Genomic DNA, 19,172 nt, shown 5'->3' with positions numbered 1-19,172 from the left:
TTATGGGCAGAAACGCCCCGTCTGTCGGTGTCCGCAGTGAGAGAGCAACGTGTGCATTCTCATTGCCGCATACCATCAGGCGGGGCGTAAATGATCCGGTGACGTTTACTCCGCTTTCCTTTCAGGGCTTTGCCCACAATCTCTTCGCTGTGGCCTATGCCGTAGACAGGAGATGTATCGAACCAGCAAGTGCCATAGTCCATGGCCTCTTCAATCGTACGGACAGAGAGGGCGTCATCGTTCTCGCCCTACCAGATACCGCCGCCGATGGCCTAGGTTCCCAGCGTTTTGTCATTACAAGTATTATGAAAATTTGCGGAGGGACTGTCAATGATCATCCGCTGGCTTACAGGTTACAGCCAAAGCGAGATTGAGACCATGGCTGAAAAGACTGTAACCTACGCCGGTTTTTTTGAAAACGCACCTCAAATGAATCCAAAGAGAAAGCTGATCAAAGGCACAATATGCGGTGTCAGAGTGGAGGACATCGAAGAGCCGCTGATGCAGGATATCAGATATCTGGATAAACTGATAGACGAGCTTGCCAAAGGAAAGGCAATGGATGAAATACTGAGGAACATTACGGATTCAGACTTGTTTGTTCCATAAGTCCCGGCGGGCCAGCCCATTATTTTTCACTGCCTGCCGCCAGCCCATCTCACCTGCCAGCTTATATAAAATCCGGGGGAAATTAGGGGAAAAGCATATATTTTCTCCGGTTTCCTTATGGGAAATCCTATCCGACAGTGTATGCAGTGCACAGGAAAAGTTCTTTTTAGGTCCCTGTCCGGCAGTCATACCGCCTATCATGGGAAGCATTCCTCCTGCACCGATCCCAAGGCCTCCGCCCCAGATAACACCGGCTCTGGCACACCAGCTTTTCATGATGTCCAGGGCAAGTGTATTTTGATGTCCTTCGTAAAATCCACAGTTTGCCATGGCATAGACAGTACAGGTTTGAGAAAAGGCGGCATTTTTCAGATATTCCTCCAACGAAATCAGGCATGATAACAGGTGTGAAGGAAGAGAATCTACATAGAGGGGAAATGCATAGACCATCACATCGCAGTCCTGCAGAAGTTCCAAATCATTTCTGCCGGGCTGTTTCTTTGTGAAATGCAGATTTACAATTTCATGTTCAGGGGAAAGAAGAGTCTGCAGCTCTTTTAATATCAGGCCGGATGCGCTGTCCTTCACTTTGGGACTTCCGTTTATCATGGATATTTTCATAGTTTTAATGCCTCCATTTCTTGAATGGAATCCAGAAACGTGACGGACTCCACTGTAGAGTAAAAATTGACTGCATTTGCCTTCACTAATTTTTCCGCGGTTTCTTTTTCTTTGGGAGTGATATCATTTCCATAGAAAATGACCTTCAAGTTAAAGTCTCTTTTATACCGCTGCTGGTGATGCATTTCTCCGTTTTTGACAGTAAAATATGGATGGATATAGGAGATACTCCTGTCCAGAACATTTTTGACAAAGGGGCTGTAGCTGCCGTAAACGCATTGGCTGATGACCAGCATCTCACTGCACATTGCAATGTTTTTTCCCATCTGTCCATAGGTATCCTTGATGATACAGGCTCCGGGTGTCTTCAGCCAGCATCCGAAACATCCGATACAGGGGTGTATGTTTTCCTTGTCCGTTATCACCATATCCTCAGCAGTAGTTTGCGGAAGGACCCTCCTAAGGGTATCTTCGGCCAAATCATGGATGATCAATTTCATTTCAGTTCTTCCTCCTTTATCTCATTGAGAAATGCATAGAATGCCGAGTTGACCAGTTCATGGAGTTCCTCATCCGGAATATCCGCGGCCCCGGTAGCTATCATGGAAGCGATGCCGTGTGTGTACAGCATCATATGCAGATAAAGCCGCTTGGCAGCCGCTTCACTGACCGATAATGTTTTCATGATATCCTTGGTGACATCCTGCCTTGCGCATTGCCTGTAAATACCTTCTACACTGCTGACATACATATATTTCGATAAGAACAGGAAGCAGAACAGATGTTTTTCATCTCTGGCCAATCCAATATGGCATCGTCCAATAGACGCAAAATAATAGCTTTTGTCCGCATTTTTTTCTATATATGCAGTCAAATATTGCTGTGTATACAGAAATAAATCCTGCATAAGCTCCGACATATTGGCATAGCAGCTATATATCGGCTGTACGGAACAGCCGGCCTGGGTGGCAATGCTCCTGGCATTCACAGCTTCATGCCCCTGTGTGCGGAGAAGGGTAAAGGCGGCATCCAGAATCATTTCTTGTGTGATTTTTTGTTTTGGCATCTTTTCACCTCTAATATTACAAATGTTATATAATTCATGTTATACAGTGCTATGGGCAATTTGTCAAGTTGTTATGAAACAAAAAGATTGCCAACCAAACTGATGTTTGGTAAAATGATAAATAGAGTCAAATAGGTTCGTGTACAGGTGGGAGGTACGGATATGGAACAGATGACATTGTTTGATGACAGGGGACAGAGCGCTCCTCTTGCCAGCCGGCTGCGGCCGGAGCGCCTGGAAGATTTTGCAGGGCAGGAACATCTCCTGGGGAAGGGGAAGATGCTGCGCCAGCTTATTGAGCGGGATCAGATCTCATCCATGATCTTCTGGGGACCTCCGGGCGTGGGAAAGACCACTTTGGCAAGTATCATTGCAGGCAGAACAAAAGCTGATTTTATTAATTTCAGTGCCGTGACCAGCGGGATCAAGGAGATTAAAGACGTCATGAGCCATGCGGAGACCAGCAGGCGGATGGGGATACGCACGGTTTTATTTGTGGACGAGATCCACCGTTTCAACAAAGCCCAGCAGGATGCGTTTCTTCCTTATGTGGAGAAGGGCAGTATCACACTGATTGGAGCTACCACGGAGAACCCTTCTTTTGAGATCAATGCGGCGCTGCTGTCAAGGTGCAAGGTTTTTGTGCTGAAGGCCTTGGAGGAAAAGGATTTGGTGAAGCTTTTAAAACATGCCTTAGAGAATCCGGCAGGGTTCGGCGGTCAAAACGTGGATATCACAGAGGACCAGCTCACAGCTATTGCGGCTTTTGCCAACGGTGATGCCAGAACCGCCCTCAATACCCTGGAAATGGCAGTTTTGAACGGAGAGATCACGACAGAGGGCATTACAGTGACCAGGGAAGGGATGGAGCAGTGTATAAGCAGAAAGTCCTTGTTATACGATAAAACGGGGGAGGAGCATTACAATCTCATATCTGCCCTGCACAAATCCATGCGGAACAGTGACCCGGATGCAGCCATTTACTGGATGTGCCGGATGCTGGAGGGAGGGGAAAATCCCCTTTACATTGCCAGAAGGTTAATACGTTTTGCCAGTGAAGATATCGGAATGGCGGACAGCCATGCCCTGCAGGTGGCAGTGGCAGCTTATCAGGCATGTCATTTCCTGGGAATGCCTGAATGTGATGTGCATTTGACACATGTGGTTACATATCTTGCCATGGCACCCAAATCCAATGCCTTATATGCAGCTTGTGAGCAATGTAAGGAAGACGTGAAGAATAAAAGAGCGGAACCGGTACCCTTACAGCTTCGCAATGCGCCCACAAAGCTTATGAAGGAGCTGGATTACGGGCAGGGCTATGTTTATGCCCATGATACACAGGAAAAATTGAGCACCATGCAGTGTATGCCGGATTCTCTGAAGGACAGGCGCTATTATCATCCTACAGAACAGGGGGAGGAGAAAAACGTCAGGGAGCGTTTGGAGTCTGTGCTCCGGTGGAAGAAAGAACATTCGTAAGTGTTCAGCTCCTTTACCGTTACAAAGATTCATACAAATAACGGAAAAACTAAAAAACTGAAAAATAAAAAAGAAGCTTTGTAAAAATCGGCAAATTCGTTTATAATAGAGATATAAAAACTGGTGAATACAAGATTATTATACTAGGAGGTAATTGTGTATGAAACATTATGAACTGATTCATGAGATTTATAACTTGTGTGACGGACATCCGGATTCTCACATCAAAGAAGTGGACACCGATGACCTGGATGTTTACATGGAAGGTATGACCAGCAAAGTTTCCACCTGTGAAAAGACAGAGCGTGAGGAAGGATCCGTTGTGTATGAAGTTGTGACCAACGGCGTAAAGGAGAGATATACCTTTACAGAGGTGTGAGAACAGGGGAGATGCGAGAAATCGCATCTCCTTTTCGCACGGGGAATCAAGAGGAATGGAAATGGTCAGGAGGGCCTTATGTGCGGCAGATACTATATTGATGAGGATACGATCAGGGAAATGGAAAAACTGGTGCGCCAGATTGATAAAAAACTGCTGGAAGATCATAGCCGGGATGTATTTCCCTCCCAGAGCGCACCGGTGGTTACAGGAAGGGCCGGGGAACTGTGCGGCGAGGAACTTGTCTGGGGATTTCCCGGGTTTGAAAAGAGCCGTGTGATCTTTAATGCAAGGCAGGAGACAGCACTGGAAAAGAAAACCTTTCGTGACAGTCTTCTTCTCCGCAGATGTGTGATCCCGGCCAAAAACTTCTATGAGTGGAATAAGAAGAAAGAAAAATATACCTTTACAAGACCTGACGGCAGAATGTTATTTTTGGCCGGCATTTACGATCAGTATGGGGAGGAGGAGCGGTTTGCGATCCTGACCACTGAGGCAAATGACTCTATGAGCCTGATTCACCACCGAATGCCTTTGATCCTGGAGGAACGGCAGATCCAGGACTGGATTTTCAGCAGGCAGAAAGCAGAGGCTATCCTTGGACAGACGCCGGTTTTGCTGGATAAAAGTACAGAATATGAACAACAGACACTGGACCTGCAGTAGCAGGTCCTTTTTCCATGAATCACCTATTTAAATCGGAACATATGTTCTGATATAATTTATCCAGGAATAGAATGTAATGAGGTGATAAAAATGGAGAAGGTCATATTTCATGTGGATGTGAATTCTGCCTATCTGTCCTGGGAGGCGGTTTACAGGAGAAAATACAGAGGTGAGACCCTGGATCTGCGGGATATCCCCTCTGCGGTGGGAGGGGATGTGAACCAGAGACAAGGGATTATCCTGGCAAAATCCATACCTGCAAAGGCATATGGTATCCGTACCGGGGATTCTGTCTGGGAGGCTCGGCAAAAATACGGGCCTCTCACGATCGTGCCTCCGGACTACAGCCTGTATGACAGAAGTTCCCGGGCCCTTTTAAAGCTTTTAAGAGAATACTCTCCGGATGTGGAACAGTATTCCATTGATGAGGCTTATATGGATATGAGCGGAACTGAGAAACTTTTTGGACCTCCAATGCAGGCGGCAGATACCATCCGCCAGAGGATTGGGGAGGAACTGGGATTTACGGTCAATATCGGCATATCAGAGAACAAGCTGCTGGCAAAGATGGCTTCGGACTTCAAAAAGCCGGACAGGACCCACACACTCTCTGTAAATGAAATTCCGCAAAAGCTGTGGCCCCTTCCGGTCAAGGAGCTGTTTTTTGTGGGGAGGGCCTCGGCGAGAAAACTCTATAATCTGGGTATTTACACAATCGGGGATTTGGCACAGACAGATGTGGAGATTCTGAGAAGGCATATGAAAAAACAAGGGGAGCTTATCTGGAATTTTGCCAATGGGAGAGATTTTTCCCTGGTGGAGGCTGTGCCGCCGCCGAACAAAGGATATGGAAATTCCACCACCATTCCCGTAGATGTGACAACATCCTCCCAGGCCTCCCTGGTGCTGCTGGCCCTGGCGGAAACAGTGGGAGCCAGGCTTAGAAAGGATGGGAAGAAGGCGGAAGTGCTTTCTGTGAGTGCCAAGGACTATCTTTTCAGGACGTCCTCCCATCAGTGCAGGCTTCCGGCTCCCACCAATATTACGGAGGAACTGCATTTCCATGCCTGCAGGCTTTTTCTGGAACTCTGGGACGGGTGTCCCGTCCGGCATCTGGGTATACACACTGGCAGGATCCTGGACTGGGATGCCATGCGGCAGATGGAGCTTTTTGACACAAGGGATTACGGAAAATTGGAGCGGCTGGACCGGGCTGTGGATACCATACGCAGGCGGTATGGCATGGATGCGGTAAAGCGGGCCGTGTTCCTTGATTCGCCTATTGACCATATGAGCGGCGGGATATCCAGGGAGAAGCGTTACCGTTGCGACCACTGAAAGGAGAGGAGTTTATGGCATTTGGCACAGATATTCATATGGAAAAAGCCGATGCGGGAAGTATCCGGGGAGAACAGGAGGATATTGCTGTGGGCTGCTGGTTTACCAGCAGAGGGGATACCAGCCTGCAGCTTTTAAAATACCAGGATGAGGAGGGGCAGATCCACACCATCCGCCATATCCGTGTCATGAGCAGAGAAGAAAAGCATTATAATGGCATCCCCACACTGGAGTATATCTGCAGGATAGAGGAAGGGGGATATGAGGCGGAAATAAAACTCCTCTTTTTTTTGGAGGAGCATCGCTGGGCTATGATCAAGCAGACGGAGAAGGGGGCGGCCGGGGGATTTCTGACGTAAATCAGGAGATGCAGAGATGAAAATACTGTTCCAGTATAGGCAGGAATTCTTCCTCTGTGATCTGCCGGACGGTCTTATTCCCATTTTCCAAGAGGGTGAAGGTATCCCCGATCAGAGAGACGCTTCCCTGAAGTGTTCGCAGATTCACCATGCGAAGACGTGGAAAAACGGACTGTTGGTGGGTGGAGGCAAAGGCATATAAAGCCACAAAATCAACAGGCTCACAGGGAACCGGGGAAAACCGCATAACAGTGGAAAAAGTGTCTTTGGAGGGGCCCGCCGTATCCCACGTCGCAGAAATACTGCTGTCCGTCCATTTTAACAAGGTTGATACGGTGGGAGATGGGAGGAACAAACCCGTCATCACATTCCCTTAAGATCCTGGACATACACGGTGTGACTTCATAACCGCAGGCAGTGAGCAGTGAGGCGAAAAGGGCATTCAATTCATAGCAGTATCCGCCCCTTTTTCTCAGTATGATTTTTTCATACAGGGAGGAGATACTTAAGGAGGTCAGCCGCAGGCACTGCGGCAAGTCCCAGACGCTTTAGGTAGGGCTCTTTCTGGGGAAGAGGTTCATACAATTCTTCGTACATAGCGATACGATCCTTTTCTCTTATTGTATTTGCATACCGCGGGCCTGAAGCTGCAGAGCCATTTGGTGACACACCGGGCCGGACTGCAGAAAACAGGTATTTCCAGCGGAAGATCCATAAATCAAGTATAGCATATACGCAGAATATATGATACTATTTTGATGACTGTCAACAGGAGAAAAAAGGAGCTGGATCAGCAATGAGAGACAATGAAATTCTAATGATACATGGAAAAGATCACAAAGACATGACAAAGCGCCTCCTTACAGAGGCGGAGCTTGCTGCGCGGATACCGGACAGGAGATGCCGTATTGGCATTAAGCCTAATCTGGTATCTCCCACGGAGGCTTCTTACGGAGCTACCACACATCCGGAGGTGGTAGCCGGGATCGTGGAATACCTGCAGGAGAGAAAATATGAAAATCTGGTGATCCTGGAGGGCTCCTGGGTGGGGGACCGGACCGCTGAGGCATTCCGGGTGTGCGGATATGATATGCTGGCAGAGAGATACGGAGTGGAGCTTCTGGATACCCAGAAGGACAGTACCACCTCCTGTAACTGTGCAGGAATGGACCTGCAGATCTGTGACAGTGCCCTGGCGCTTGATTTCCTTATCAATGTGCCTGTGCTGAAAGGCCATTGCCAGACAAAGATCACCTGTGCCTTGAAGAATATGAAAGGCCTGATCCCCAATAAAGAGAAACGGCACTTTCATGCTATGGGACTGCACAAACCTATCGCCCACCTGAACACAGCGCTGCACCAGGATTTTATTGTGGTGGACAACATATGCGGGGACCTGGACTTTGAGGACGGCGGCAACCCGGTGGTGATGGACAGGATTCTGGCAGCCGCTGACCCGGTGCTCTGTGATTCTTATGTATGCCATCTGCTGAACTATGAGACGGAGGAGATTCCGTATATAAAAATTGCGGAAGGACTTAGTGTGGGGAGCGCGGACTTCCGAAAGGCAGTGTTCAGAACCTGCAACGAACAGGAGCATTCTGTCCATGTGCCTGCCAAGAGAAAGATCGTGGAGCTTCAGGACGCTGTGGAGGAGGTGGAATCCTGCAGTGCCTGTTATGGCTATCTGATTCCCGCGCTGGATCAACTGAAGGAGGAAGGGCTTTTTGGTAAACTGAAGACAAAAATTTGTATCGGCCAGGGATTCCGGAAAAAATCAGGAGAATTGGGGATAGGCAGCTGTACCGGATGCTTCCGCCACTCCCTGAAGGGATGTCCGCCTACAGAGAAGCAGATCTATGAGTTTATAAAAGAGTATATAGAGAAACAGGAATAAAAGGAGGGGCGCCCTTGCAGACAATACTGCAGGGCGCCCGTTTTATGGATATGCCCCAGTCATCGTGATGGAACAGGGCATCCGGTTTTAAATACATACAGATCTCCTCCGCAAGGGACAGTTCATATTCGGTCAGATAATCAATCAGCTCATGCATATGTTCCGGTTTCCGGGGAATTTTCTCTTTTTGTCAGCATACAAGTTCCTCCTGTAGTGTCTTACTGTTCTGTGTGTTTCGGGAAGGGGTTATAAATCAGGAATACAACGCCAAGAACCGCAATGACCACAGTTTCCACCAGCAGAGGAGAGTAAATATTTTCACCGCAGATGGTTTTCAGCAATGAAAGCCAGAAGCTGCTCAGGAAACCGCCCAGGTTCATCAGTGCCATGATAATAGAGGTTCCGATAGCCACTGTGGAAGGCGGAGTGCGCATACCAACCAGTGTGAAAGCAGCAGGCATAATGACTGAAAATGCAAATCCGATCAAAATAGTACCTGCGGACATAACTGCCATAGTTTTGCCTATGTAGATACAGTAAGCGCCGATCGCCCAAAGGAAGAAGGCAATAGGAAGGCAGAAACGTTTCATCATCTTAAATATAGTACCGAACAGGAAACCAGCCACACATCCGGCAACCGTATAGAGAGACAGGGCAGTTGCAGCCATGGTTGCACCGCCGGCACCCTTCATTTCAAACATCAGAGACATATTCAGCATTACAGGATAGTTCAGTACGTTGAACAGCAGGAACAAAATGGCAATGGCATAAACAAATGGTGATATTTTGTCTTTTGCCGCCGGTTTTCCGTTGGTTTCAGGCTGAACTGGCGCTTTTGCCGGTTCAGGCAGGAAGATCAGACATACGATGGAGATAATTCCCAGAAGGTGTCCGAAAAAAGTGGTTTTCCAGCCCATATCAGCCAGTGCGCCGCCAAGCATCTGCAGGACAATTCCGCCGCCGTTCATGAGCAGTGTGCCGTATCCCAGGTAAGCCGCCTGTTTCTGGCCCTCATACAGGCCGATGATCAGAGCGTTTCCAAGAGGAGCCATAAGGCCAAGGCCGATGCCTACCAGTGCCCGTGTCACTAAGATAAAGGCAAAGGAGCCGCCCACGATCGCGGGAAGTGTACCGGAAACAGTGAAGATGATACAGCCGGTCAATGCCAGGGTGCGGTATTTTACCTTTTTTCCTGCCACAGTACCTGCCCATAAGGTAGCAAATACCACAAAGAGGGTAGGCATGGTGGAGATCAGGGAGAAGTTATTATCAGGAAACGCGGCTGCCAGTTTCGCCATGGCAGGCGTTACCACAGTGAATCCCATGGATATAAAATAAAGAGATAATATGGCTATGGTCTCTTTGAGGCCAACCTGGTTTTTAGAAGTGCTCATATGTAAATCCTCCTTTTTCTTTTCGCTCTCTTATTTTTGTGTTGTGGACAGTTGGTTTCGCATTTTTCCGGAAAGTGCAGCAAAATCGTATTTCTGCAGCTACTGTTTGAAAGTTGTGCAGAATTGCCGTGCAACTACTATACATAGATTATAAGAAAGTGGGAAAAGAAAAACTACGGTTGGAAAATACGAATTTTTATCAAAAAGAGGTAGATTATTCGTACTGTAAAAGAAAAATAGCGGATATGTATAAAAAACTCAAAAAATTGCAGGAGTCCGTTAGAAAAAGATATGGACTCCTGCAAAAATGCCGGCAGATATCCGGTGTGAAAATTCACCCAAAAAGTTTTAAGATACGGATGGAGAGCTTCATATAATCCCTGGTGTAGCCTTCCTCCAGATTACAGCTCAGTTCCTCCGTCATCTTTTTGATCCGGTATACCAGAGTGTTCCTGTGGACAAACAATTCCTCAGAGGTGTGCAGAAGAGAACGTTCATTGTTCAGGTAAGCTTCCATGGTGCGCACCCGGTCCGTGGGCTGCTTCAGATCCAGACGGTGGAACCGGAGGATGTCCGGATGGCAGGCTGCCAGGAGAACATCGGGGGTACTGTTTTTGATAATATAATCAATGGCTCTGGGATAAAAATCATAATAATGTTTGTCAGGCTGCCTCTCTTCCAGGGCAAAGAGTGCCTGTCTGTAATGAAACCGGAGATCTTTTAAAAAACAGGCCGGAAGACTGATGCCTGCTGCCATGTGGTTGTGGCGGACAAGACGGCTCAGGCGGTGCTTCAGGGTATCGGAAGTCTCTTTCTTTTCATTATAGAGAAGCACCACGCCGCCGTCCAGACAGAAAATCTCACAGTGGGGAAGCTGTTGGGATATCATATGGGCAGCCAGAAGAAGTACCTGTTCTTCCAGAACCCCGTTCTCCCCGTGAAAAAACCAGAGTCCGTAGGTGTCCTCAGTGGACCAGTCATTGACTTCCAACTGTCGGTCAAGTTCTCTGTCACTGACCGGTATTCCCTTGATCAAATCACGGAAAACACTGTAGTGGTCACTGTCCGGAGGGGCCGCGGGACCTGTTTTTCCCATGGAAACAGCCAGAAGCCGCGTGATGTGGTCCAGAAGCTGACAGTCCCCGTGATTTAGTCTCCGGTTCCGTTCCACTAAGGTGATGCGTCCGCACTGGGCATGGTCATAATAGATAAAGGAGGAGAGGCAGTCAGAAAGGGCCTTCCGGTCAAAATGGTATTTGGTGGCACCCTGATTAAAGAAATTCTGGTCTGTGCAGTCACGCCGCATGAAACGAATGCTGTCAATGGAACTGCAGCCATATTCCATAAGATGCGCCCACTCCTCATCCACATAGACCTCTTTATATTGTCTGCTGTATGCCAGAACATTGCAGTTGGCATCAAGAAGGACCATAGGATTGTGAAAGCAGTGCCAGCTCTCATCCAGGATCTTCTGATAATCACACTGTTCGGCAGCGGCAGTTATAGAAGCATCCCAATCCTCATAGAAATCAAAAATACCCTGGATAATTTCAAATGCTTCGTCAAATTGTATGTCTTTCAGTTTGATGATGTCATTTTCCCATTGGCAGATCACATCATTTCCGCTGGGAAACACATAGACACAGTTGGTAGCATAGGCACGCCGGGCACTTTTTAAAACAGCAGGCGTGTCGTCACTGATCTGAGATTCCGGATTCAGCGGCTTGAGCCTGTTGGCGATCATCCACATACTTAGTTTCATAATAAAAACCCCCCTGTTCTGCATAGGCCGGTCACACTCTCGCTTATATTACGCGGGAGTTTTCCTGATGAGGTGAAAATGCAGCTTTGTATCAAAGTATAATACAATCTTAAAAGAATGTCGAGAGTTGTCGAAAGAGAAAAGGATAAAAAAGGCCTGCCGGATTTTATTTCTCCGGCAGGCGCAGTGTCAGGTGTAATGAGAGAGGAACCTTGTATGGGTTACATTTTCCATTCCGTCCAGAATGATCTCGTATGCTGTCCGGGCCTCTTCTTTTGTGAGCTGTCTTGTGTCACACAAAGGATATGGAAGTCCCAGGTTATCGTATTTGACTTTTCCCATGGAGTGATAGGGGAGCACTTCCACAGCTTTTAGATTTTTCAGGGAACCGAGAAAACTACCCAGGGCAAATAGAGAGTCCCGGTCAAAGGTAATACCTGGTACAGCTACATGGCGGACCCAGAGAGGAACCCGGTGGGCGTCCAGATACCTGGCGAAATCCAGAATGTTTTTGTTGGAATGTCCGGTCAGGCTTTTGTGCTCATCCTCCCGGATATGTTTAAGGTCCAGCATCACCAGATCGGTGGCTTTTAAAAGCCGCTCCACCTTTTTCAGATAATCCGGACTGTCAGCCCTGAATGTGACGCCGGAGGTATCCAGACAGGTGTGGATACCCTGGGCTTTGGCCTTTTCAAACAGTTCTGTCAGGAAGGGAAGCTGTAAAAGAGGCTCTCCTCCGGTGGCGGTCAGTCCCCCTGTGGCGTAAAAGGCACGGTTCCGTTCCATAGATGCTATGATCTCCTCTGTATCTATGAGGGTGCCTTCCCCGGACTTCCAGGTATCGGGATTGTGGCAGTACAGGCAGCGCATGGGACAGCCCTGGAAAAATACAACATAGCGGACACCCGGCCCGTCCACGGTTCCGAAACTCTCCTGGGAGTGGATATATCCTTTCATGTGGACACCTGCCTTTTCCTATATATTCTGGTGAAAGGTTCTGGAGATCACTTCATCCTGCTGTTCTTTTGTCAGTTTGATAAAGTTTACGGCATAACCGGATACGCGGATCGTGAGCTGGGGATATTTTTCAGGATGTTTCTGCGCATCCAGAAGCGTGTCCCTGTTAAACACATTTACGTTCAGGTGATGCCCGCCCTTTGCTGCGTAGCCGTCCAGCAGTGCCACCAGGTTTTTCGCTGCATTTCCGTTTTTGCCAAGAGCATCCGGTATGATGGAGAAGGTGTTGGAGATGCCGTCCTGGGCATCCATAAAGGGCATCTTAGCCACAGTCGCCATGGAGGCAACCGCACCGTTGGTATCCCGCCCGTGCATGGGGTTGGCTCCCGGTGCGAAAGCTTCTCCGGCTTTTCTTCCGTCCGGGGTGGATCCTGTGTTCTTACCGTAGGACACATTGGAAGTGATAGTCAGGATGGATGTGGTGGGAACACCTCCCCGGTAAGTGTGGTTTCCTTTGATGTACTGCATAAAGGTGTGGAGCACATCCTGGGCAATCAGGTCTGCGCGGTCATCGTCGTTTCCGTATTTCGGAAAATCCCCTTCAATCTCAAAATCAACGGCAATCCCCTGTTCATTGCGCACGGGTTTTACTTTGGCGTAACGGATGGCTGAGAGTGAGTCTGCCACAACGGAAAATCCGGCGATCCCGGTGGCGAACCAGCGGCGGACCTCTTTGTCATGAAGGGCCATCTGCAGGCGTTCATAGCTGTATTTGTCGTGCATGTAATGGATGATGTTCAGGGCATTTACATAGACGCCTGCCAGCCATTTCATCATATCCCTGTATTTTTCCATCACTTCATCATAGTTAAGATATTCGGACGTAATGGGACGGAATTTGGGTCCCACCTGCTGGCCGGAAATCTCATCCACGCCGCCGTTGATGGCATAGAGCAGACATTTGGCCAGGTTGGCACGAGCGCCGAAGAACTGCATCTCTTTGCCAATGCGCATGGAGGATACACAGCAGGCAATACCGTAGTCGTCTCCGTGTACCGGGCGCATCACATCATCGTTTTCATACTGGATAGCAGAGTGGCGGATGGAAATCTCGGCACAGTATTCCTTAAAGCTCTCAGGAAGTCTGGAGGACCATAAAACAGTCAGGTTCGGTTCCGGAGCAGCGCCCAGATTGTCCAGGGTGTGAAGGTATCGAAAAGACATTTTTGTCACCAGGGGACGGCCGTCCAGCCCCATGCCGCCGATGGATTCCGTAACCCAGGTAGGGTCTCCCGCGAAAATCTGGTTGTAGTCAGGTGTGCGGGCAAAGCAGACAAGGCGGAGTTTCATAATAAACTGATCAATGATCTCCTGTATCTGGGACTCTGTATAGGTTCCATCCTTTAAATCCCTCTCTGCATAGATATCCAGGAAGGTGGAAGTACGGCCAAGGCTCATGGCGGCTCCGTTCTGCTCCTTCACGGCTGCCAGGTAAGCAAAATACAGTGCCTGTGTGGCCTCAAGTATGTTCTCGGCAGGCCTGGAGATGTCACAGCCGTAAATGCGGGCCAGTTCCTTCAGCATTTTCAGCGCACGGATCTGCTCTGACAATTCCTCCCGTTCACGGATCACATCAGAATACATGATGCTGCGGGTGGTGGCTTTTTCTTCCTCTTTCTCCTCGATCAGGCGGTCTACCCCGTAGAGGGCAGCCCTTCTGTAATCGCCGATAATGCGCCCTCTGCCATAGGCATCCGGAAGTCCGGTTATAATGTGGTTGGAACGGCAGGCCCGCATTTCAGGGGTGTAGGCATCAAATACACCGGCGTTGTGGGTCTTTCTGTGTGCGGTGAAATACTCCACTACTTCAGGATCCACATGATAGCCATTGTCCTCGCAGGCTTTGACCGCCATTCGGATACCGCCGTATGGCTGCATGGAGCGCTTCAGCGGTTTGTCTGTCTGCAGTCCCACGATCTTTTCCTTGTCTTTATTCAGATAACCGGGGCCGTGGGATGTGATCGTGGATACGATCTTAGTGTCCATATCCAAAACTCCGCCCTTTTCCCGTTCTTCTTTTGTAAGGGCAAGAACCTGCTGCCACAAATCTTTTGTGTCCTCAGTGGCTGATTTGAGAAAGGTTCCGTCCCCCTCGTATGGTGTATAATTCTGCTGGATAAAATCCCGTACATTAATTTCTTTTTCCCAGGCACCGCCTGTAAAGGTTCTCCATTCTGTTCTCATAAAGTATTTACCTCCTGCTGTAATCATGAATCAAAGCTGGCAAAATTATGTGCAGCAGCCTCAAAGAAAAACAAGTTACCAAATATTTCCAAATTGTATATTGTATACAAAATGTAACCTGTGCTATATAAATATCACAGTCGGAAGCCTCTTGTCAATCTGGATTAAAAAAGTATTGAATAAAATACAAAAGGAGGAGGCAAAGAAGGCTTTTTGTAGTTGAAAGCGGCAAAGTATAATGATAAACTAGAACCATGAAAAAGGGTAACCGTTCCGTACCTTCACAGTTACAAGGCAGATGGTTACAAAAAAGGAGGCATTACACATATGTTATTTATAGAGTATCCAAAATGCAGTACCTGCCAGAAAGCAAAGAAATGGCTTACAGAGAAGGGAATAGAGTTTGAAGACCGCCATATCATAGAGGAAAAACCTACGAAGGAGGAACTGGAGACATGGTACCGTGCAAGCGGTCTGCCGCTGAAACGTTTTTTTAACACCAGCGGCATGAAGTATAAAGAGCTGAACCTGAAAGAGAAGCTGCCGGACATGAGTGAGGAGGAGCAGCTTGCGCTGCTTGCCACGGACGGTATGCTGGTAAAGCGTCCGGTACTGGTGGGAGAATCCTTTGTTGTCACAGGATTTAAGGAAAAGGAGTGGATGGAGAAACTCGGTCTGTAAAAATGAGGTGCAGAGATGGCAATTGAAAATGTAAAGGAGTATTTTAGCGGTTTCGGCATAGAGGGACGTATACTGGAATTTTCTCAGTCTTCAGCCACCGTAGAGCTGGCAGCCCAGGCCGCAGGATGTGAACCGGCCCGCATTGCAAAAACCCTGTCCTTTCTGGTGGACGGCAGGACTGTGCTTGTGGTGATGGCAGGAGACGCCAGGGTGGACAATAAAAAATTCAAAGAGTATTTTCACACGAAGGCTAAAATGCTTTCTCCCGATGAAGTGGAAGCCAGTACAGGACATGCAGTGGGCGGGGTATGTCCCTTCGGAATCCCGGAGGATGTCCGGGTGTTCCTGGATCTCTCCATGAAAAGATTTAAGACGGTATTTCCGGCCTGCGGAAGCGCCAACAGTGCCATAGAACTGTCACTGGAGGAGATGGAGCAATACGCAAAAAGCCAGGGATTTATAGATGTATGCCGGGGATGGCAGCCGGAACCCTCGTCTGTTTCGGAGCCGCTGCCTGTTTCGGGGTCCGCGTCCGTTTCCCCGTTCCCGCCCGTTCCAAAGCAGCCGCAAAAGTATCTTGCCCGTATGCCGGGCGGTTTTTTTATCTATGAGGCTGAGGACGGTGAGAAGATCACTTATGTCAATGACAACATATTAAAGCTTTACCGATGCGAAGATATGGAGGCTTTTGTAAAGCTCACCAACGGTTCTTTTAGAGGCATGGTGCATCCCAAGGACCTGGAGCGCGTGGAAAGCGAAATCAAAAGGCAGATCGAATCCGGTACATACGACTACGTGGAATACAGGATCTGCTGTCAGGATGGTACTGTTTTGTGGGTAGAGGATTACGGGCGTCTGGTGGAGGATGAGAGCGGCAGACATTATTTTTATGTTTTTCTTGTGGATGCCACGGAAAAGATCAGGCTGAGAAAGCAGGTGAACCGCAGGGATCACCTGCAGAGAATTCTCACCATACTGGCGAATGACGTGGATTTTGACATCCGCTGCAAAAACTGTACCGTTCATGTCTACGGCTGTTTTGAACAGCGATTCGGAAGACCGCCCCGGAAGAAAGACTTCGTACCTTTCCTGTGTGAGAATTGTGAGAAAAAGGGAGAACTCAAACTGATGGTCCACAATCATCCCATGGAGGAACCGCGTTTTGATAAGGAAGAACAGGATGTGGTCGTGGTGGACGGGGAGGGCAATAATCTGTGGACCAGATGCCAGATCGCCCATTTCAAAGGGCAGGATGACGGTTTTGACAGAAAAATAGGCAGGATGCTGGACACCCATGAACAGACCATGAGGGAAATCTATTACCGCCAGGGAGCGGAAAAGGACTGCCTCACCGGTATCTACAACCGCAGGTCAGGAGAGCGTCTTATCAAACGGCGCCTGAAAAATATGGAGCATACATCCTCCTGCATGATGATCATGCTGGATGTGGATGGATTTAAAATGCTCAATGACACCTACGGGCATCCGTTTGGGGACAACATTCTTCTTCAAGTGGCATGTGCCCTCCAGTCTACCTTCCGGAAAAATGATATCTGTGCCCGTATCGGCGGAGATGAATTTATGGTGTTTTTGGAGGGTGTGAGGGACAAAGGCGTTTGTCTGAAAAGGCTGCAGCAGCTCGTTACCTATACACTGCAGGATGAGAGTGTGGAACAGTATAACGTGACACTCTCCGCAGGGGTATCTTATCAGACAGGAAATAAGCTTTCCTATGAGGAGATGTACCGGCGTGCAGATGAGGCCCTGTATCAGGCAAAGCGTGCAGGAAAACGTTCCTTCAGGGTATATAGTGAAAATGATGCTTGACAGAAAGTTTTGTGTCGTTTAGAATGATATCTGCAGAGTGTTCTGCAAGAGAATGTAAAGAAAAGAGGGATAGGATGATTCAGTAGTTTATGATTCGGAGCATAGAAGACAGAGAGTAACCTGCGCGTCAGGTCTGTTTTCGTTGCCGGAGAGTAGACTGACTGAAGAGTGGTATCATATCCTTTTGATGATATCTTTGCGGGTCCTGATATAGGTGCGCATATTTGAGAGTCTGTTTTTCCGGTGGAGAAACAGGCTCTTTTTATATCAGGAAAGAAGGGATGCAATATGATGCAGATCAAAAATCTGACGATTACACATAAAAAAGATATGAGAACCCTGGTGGAGAATTTTTCCTTTGTGCTGAATCCCGGTGACAGAGCTGTCATGATCGGGGAAGAGGGAAACGGCAAATCCACACTTTTGAAGCTGATCTGTGACCCGGCCCTTGTGGAATCCTATGCGGAGTTCACAGGAGAAATCATTAAAAACCAGCGAAAGACGGGGTATCTGCCCCAGGAATTGGAGGAGCAGAATCTGGAGAAAAGCGTCTGGGAATATTTTACCGGGAACACAGGTTTTTACAATATGTCACCAAAAGAACTGTCAAATATGAGCCGGGAACTGGGAATACCGGCGGATATTTATTATTCCCAGCAAAAGATGGGCGCGCTTTCCGGCGGGGAGAAGATCAAGCTGCAGATGGCCGGGATCCTAATGGAAAATCCGGATATTCTTCTGTTGGACGAACCGTCCAATGACATTGATATCAGGACATTGGAGTGGATGGAGAATTTTATGAACCAATGCCAAATACCCATTCTCTATATTTCCCATGATGAGACCCTGATTGAGCGGACAGCCAATGTCATTATCCATCTGGAGCAGATTAACAGAAAGACAAAACCCAGATACTCTGTTGCGAAGATGGATTACAAAACCTATATGGAAAACAGGGCAAGAGGACTTACCAATCAGGAGCGCATTGCGAGAAAAGAACGGGAGGAGGCCAGAAAACAGGAAGAGCGGTTCCGCAGGATCCAGCAGAAAGTGGAGCGTGACCAGAACAATATCAACCCGGCAGAACCCCCACGGCGGGCAGTTGCTGAAAAAGAAGATGCACGCCGTAAAAGCCATGGAACGCCGCTATCTAAGAGAAGCGGAGGACAGGACAGAGATACCGGAGACAGAGGATGCCATATTTATCCGGTTTCCAAAAGATACTTCCATTCCAAACGGTAAGACAGTGCTTGCATATTTTCTTGAAAAGCTCTGTATCGGGGAACGGATGCTCTCTCAGCAGATCGTCTTGTCTGTTAAGGGACCAAAAAAAGTTTGTATCACAGGAGCAAACGGCATTGGAAAAACCACACTTCTGCGGAAGATAGCGGAATCCATGCAGGAGAGAACAGACCTGCATGTGGCTTATATGCCTCAGAATTACGAAGAAAAAATGGATGGCAGTAAAACCCCGGCAGAATTTCTGCAAAAAAAGGGAGACAAAGAGGAAATCAGCAGGATCCGCACGTATCTGGGCAGTATGAAATACACGGCAGATGAGATGGACCACAGTATCTCTCAGCTTTCCGGCGGTCAGAAAGCAAAACTGTTTTTCCTGAAAATGAGCCTGGACGGCAGCAATGTGCTTCTTTTGGATGAACCTACCAGAAATTTTTCGCCCCTGTCCGGGCCTGTTATCCGAAGACTTCTGGCAGATTTCAAAGGGGCAGTCATCAGTGTCTCCCATGACAGAAAGTATATGGATGAGGTATGTGACACCATCTATGAACTGACAGAAAATGGTCTGGAAAAGAGAAAAGGATAGATAAGAACTTTGCGGTACAGTGATATCTTTCAGGCGCCGCCACGGAGAAGAAAGCTGACAGAATT

18 protein-coding genes and 4 pseudogenes are annotated in these 19,172 nt (G+C 48.2%); 12 read left to right on the top strand and 10 right to left on the bottom strand.

The genetic code is table 11. The features are described 5' to 3' along the window. Positions 1-59: 59 nt before the first annotated feature. Positions 60-233, bottom strand: a pseudogene (locus A4V09_RS26435) (aldo/keto reductase); the annotation flags it as partial. A 91-nt stretch (positions 234-324) separates the two neighbouring features. Between A4V09_RS26435 and A4V09_RS09325 the strand changes: the two are divergent. Beyond that, positions 325-609: pseudogene (locus tag A4V09_RS09325) on the top strand (DUF2200 family protein); the annotation flags it as partial. Here the strand turns inward: A4V09_RS09325 and A4V09_RS09320 are convergent. From A4V09_RS09320 to A4V09_RS09310, 3 genes are read right to left on the bottom strand one after another with little or no spacing between them, the layout of a single operon-like run. Continuing rightward, a complete protein-coding gene (locus tag A4V09_RS09320) occupies positions 589-1,230 on the bottom strand; it encodes a hypothetical protein (RefSeq protein ID WP_065542098.1) in 642 nt (213 codons plus the stop codon). The pseudogene A4V09_RS09325 and the gene A4V09_RS09320 sit on opposite strands and share 21 nt — an antisense overlap. Then, positions 1,227-1,730: a flavodoxin family protein gene (locus tag A4V09_RS09315; RefSeq protein ID WP_065542097.1), complete on the bottom strand. Its 504-nt coding sequence runs from the start codon at positions 1,728-1,730 to the stop codon at positions 1,227-1,229. Before A4V09_RS09315 ends, A4V09_RS09320 begins: the two co-directional genes overlap by 4 nt. Then, on the bottom strand, positions 1,727-2,296 hold the full coding sequence (locus A4V09_RS09310; RefSeq protein WP_065542096.1) for a TetR/AcrR family transcriptional regulator: 570 nt from the start codon (positions 2,294-2,296) through the stop codon (positions 1,727-1,729). Before A4V09_RS09310 ends, A4V09_RS09315 begins: the two co-directional genes overlap by 4 nt. Positions 2,297-2,458: 162 nt before the next feature. On the opposite strand from A4V09_RS09310, the gene A4V09_RS09305 reads away from it, so the two are divergent. The 5 genes from A4V09_RS09305 (at position 2,459) to A4V09_RS09285 (ending at position 6,520) form a co-directional block, all read left to right on the top strand. Further along, a complete protein-coding gene (locus tag A4V09_RS09305; RefSeq protein ID WP_065542095.1) occupies positions 2,459-3,778 on the top strand; it encodes a replication-associated recombination protein A in 1,320 nt (439 codons plus the stop codon). Positions 3,779-3,938: 160 nt separating this feature from the next. Further along, complete coding sequence (locus A4V09_RS09300; protein ID WP_065542094.1) at positions 3,939-4,157, top strand: acyl-ACP--UDP-N- acetylglucosamine O-acyltransferase; 219 nt, start codon at positions 3,939-3,941, stop codon at positions 4,155-4,157. A gap of 78 nt (positions 4,158-4,235) precedes the next feature. Next, on the top strand, positions 4,236-4,823 hold the full coding sequence (locus A4V09_RS09295; protein ID WP_065542093.1) for an SOS response-associated peptidase: 588 nt from the start codon (positions 4,236-4,238) through the stop codon (positions 4,821-4,823). 90 nt (positions 4,824-4,913) lie between these two features. After that, positions 4,914-6,161 carry a Y-family DNA polymerase gene (locus tag A4V09_RS09290; RefSeq protein WP_171285436.1) on the top strand — a complete coding sequence of 416 codons (1,248 nt, stop codon included), beginning with the start codon at positions 4,914-4,916 and terminating at the stop codon, positions 6,159-6,161. Positions 6,162-6,175: 14 nt separating this feature from the next. Beyond that, a complete protein-coding gene (locus A4V09_RS09285; RefSeq protein ID WP_065542092.1) occupies positions 6,176-6,520 on the top strand; it encodes a hypothetical protein in 345 nt (114 codons plus the stop codon). 1 nt (position 6,521) lies between these two features. Here A4V09_RS09285 and A4V09_RS09280 read toward each other — a convergent pair. Next, positions 6,522-7,056: pseudogene (locus tag A4V09_RS09280) on the bottom strand (arylamine N-acetyltransferase family protein). Between the two features lie 260 nt (positions 7,057-7,316). Between A4V09_RS09280 and A4V09_RS09270 the strand changes: the two are divergent. Then, complete coding sequence (locus A4V09_RS09270; RefSeq protein ID WP_065542089.1) at positions 7,317-8,417, top strand: DUF362 domain-containing protein; 1,101 nt, start codon at positions 7,317-7,319, stop codon at positions 8,415-8,417. Here A4V09_RS09270 and A4V09_RS26765 read toward each other — a convergent pair. The 5 genes from A4V09_RS26765 to pflB form a co-directional block, all read right to left on the bottom strand. Further along, positions 8,386-8,574 carry a hypothetical protein gene (locus A4V09_RS26765; protein WP_065542088.1) on the bottom strand — a complete coding sequence of 63 codons (189 nt, stop codon included), beginning with the start codon at positions 8,572-8,574 and terminating at the stop codon, positions 8,386-8,388. The two genes, A4V09_RS09270 and A4V09_RS26765, sit on opposite strands and share 32 nt — an antisense overlap. Before the next feature lie 61 nt (positions 8,575-8,635). Continuing rightward, positions 8,636-9,811: an MFS transporter gene (locus A4V09_RS09260; protein ID WP_065542087.1), complete on the bottom strand. Its 1,176-nt coding sequence runs from the start codon at positions 9,809-9,811 to the stop codon at positions 8,636-8,638. A 334-nt stretch (positions 9,812-10,145) separates the two neighbouring features. Beyond that, positions 10,146-11,573, bottom strand: a complete 1,428-nt coding sequence (locus tag A4V09_RS09255) for a PucR family transcriptional regulator (protein WP_065542086.1) — start codon at positions 11,571-11,573, stop codon at positions 10,146-10,148. Positions 11,574-11,762: 189 nt separating this feature from the next. Further along, the gene (gene pflA, locus A4V09_RS09250; RefSeq protein WP_065542085.1) at positions 11,763-12,530 is read right to left on the bottom strand and encodes a pyruvate formate-lyase-activating protein; all 768 of its coding nucleotides are present in this window, start codon (positions 12,528-12,530) and stop codon (positions 11,763-11,765) included. Positions 12,531-12,548: 18 nt separating this feature from the next. Continuing rightward, positions 12,549-14,774 carry a formate C-acetyltransferase gene (gene pflB / locus A4V09_RS09245; RefSeq protein WP_065542084.1) on the bottom strand — a complete coding sequence of 742 codons (2,226 nt, stop codon included), beginning with the start codon at positions 14,772-14,774 and terminating at the stop codon, positions 12,549-12,551. A 327-nt stretch (positions 14,775-15,101) separates the two neighbouring features. Here pflB and A4V09_RS09240 point away from each other — a divergent pair, with 327 nt between their 5' ends. The 5 genes and pseudogenes from A4V09_RS09240 to A4V09_RS25990 all read left to right on the top strand — a co-directional run bounded on the left by A4V09_RS09240 (position 15,102) and on the right by A4V09_RS25990 (position 19,107). Next, complete coding sequence (locus A4V09_RS09240; RefSeq protein ID WP_065542083.1) at positions 15,102-15,455, top strand: arsenate reductase family protein; 354 nt, start codon at positions 15,102-15,104, stop codon at positions 15,453-15,455. A 15-nt stretch (positions 15,456-15,470) separates the two neighbouring features. Further along, positions 15,471-15,935 (top strand): annotated as a pseudogene (locus tag A4V09_RS26425) (YbaK/EbsC family protein); the annotation flags it as partial. Between the two features lie 105 nt (positions 15,936-16,040). Continuing rightward, positions 16,041-17,282 carry a sensor domain-containing diguanylate cyclase gene (locus tag A4V09_RS09235; protein ID WP_242964126.1) on the top strand — a complete coding sequence of 414 codons (1,242 nt, stop codon included), beginning with the start codon at positions 16,041-16,043 and terminating at the stop codon, positions 17,280-17,282. A 288-nt stretch (positions 17,283-17,570) separates the two neighbouring features. Continuing rightward, positions 17,571-18,524 carry an ATP-binding cassette domain-containing protein gene (locus tag A4V09_RS25995; RefSeq protein WP_330396544.1) on the top strand — a complete coding sequence of 318 codons (954 nt, stop codon included), beginning with the start codon at positions 17,571-17,573 and terminating at the stop codon, positions 18,522-18,524. Further along, a complete protein-coding gene (locus A4V09_RS25990) occupies positions 18,418-19,107 on the top strand; it encodes an ATP-binding cassette domain-containing protein (protein ID WP_330396575.1) in 690 nt (229 codons plus the stop codon). The genes A4V09_RS25995 and A4V09_RS25990 overlap by 107 nt, the downstream gene beginning before the upstream one ends. The last annotated feature ends 65 nt before the right edge of the window (positions 19,108-19,172 follow it).

The sequence above is a fragment of the Blautia pseudococcoides genome (assembly GCF_001689125.2).
GTDB lineage: Bacteria > Bacillota > Clostridia > Lachnospirales > Lachnospiraceae > Blautia > Blautia pseudococcoides.
This window is presented reverse-complemented; position numbering and strand designations above follow the sequence as displayed.

Coding starts and splice junctions, on each gene's coding strand:
- A4V09_RS09320 (WP_065542098.1), bottom strand. CDS start 1,230: ATGAAAATATCCATGATAAACGGAAGTCCCAAAGTGAAGGACAGCGCA.
- A4V09_RS09235 (WP_242964126.1), top strand. CDS start 16,041: ATGCCGGGCGGTTTTTTTATCTATGAGGCTGAGGACGGTGAGAAGATC.
- A4V09_RS09290 (WP_171285436.1), top strand. CDS start 4,914: ATGGAGAAGGTCATATTTCATGTGGATGTGAATTCTGCCTATCTGTCC.
- A4V09_RS09255 (WP_065542086.1), bottom strand. CDS start 11,573: ATGAAACTAAGTATGTGGATGATCGCCAACAGGCTCAAGCCGCTGAAT.
- A4V09_RS09260 (WP_065542087.1), bottom strand. CDS start 9,811: ATGAGCACTTCTAAAAACCAGGTTGGCCTCAAAGAGACCATAGCCATA.
- A4V09_RS25995 (WP_330396544.1), top strand. CDS start 17,571: ATGATGCAGATCAAAAATCTGACGATTACACATAAAAAAGATATGAGA.
- A4V09_RS09315 (WP_065542097.1), bottom strand. CDS start 1,730: ATGAAATTGATCATCCATGATTTGGCCGAAGATACCCTTAGGAGGGTC.
- A4V09_RS25990 (WP_330396575.1), top strand. CDS start 18,418: ATGGAACGCCGCTATCTAAGAGAAGCGGAGGACAGGACAGAGATACCG.
- A4V09_RS09300 (WP_065542094.1), top strand. CDS start 3,939: ATGAAACATTATGAACTGATTCATGAGATTTATAACTTGTGTGACGGA.
- A4V09_RS09295 (WP_065542093.1), top strand. CDS start 4,236: ATGTGCGGCAGATACTATATTGATGAGGATACGATCAGGGAAATGGAA.
- pflB (WP_065542084.1), bottom strand. CDS start 14,774: ATGAGAACAGAATGGAGAACCTTTACAGGCGGTGCCTGGGAAAAAGAA.
- A4V09_RS09240 (WP_065542083.1), top strand. CDS start 15,102: ATGTTATTTATAGAGTATCCAAAATGCAGTACCTGCCAGAAAGCAAAG.
- A4V09_RS09310 (WP_065542096.1), bottom strand. CDS start 2,296: ATGCCAAAACAAAAAATCACACAAGAAATGATTCTGGATGCCGCCTTT.
- A4V09_RS09305 (WP_065542095.1), top strand. CDS start 2,459: ATGGAACAGATGACATTGTTTGATGACAGGGGACAGAGCGCTCCTCTT.
- pflA (WP_065542085.1), bottom strand. CDS start 12,530: ATGAAAGGATATATCCACTCCCAGGAGAGTTTCGGAACCGTGGACGGG.
- A4V09_RS09270 (WP_065542089.1), top strand. CDS start 7,317: ATGAGAGACAATGAAATTCTAATGATACATGGAAAAGATCACAAAGAC.
- A4V09_RS09285 (WP_065542092.1), top strand. CDS start 6,176: ATGGCATTTGGCACAGATATTCATATGGAAAAAGCCGATGCGGGAAGT.
- A4V09_RS26765 (WP_065542088.1), bottom strand. CDS start 8,574: ATGCATGAGCTGATTGATTATCTGACCGAATATGAACTGTCCCTTGCG.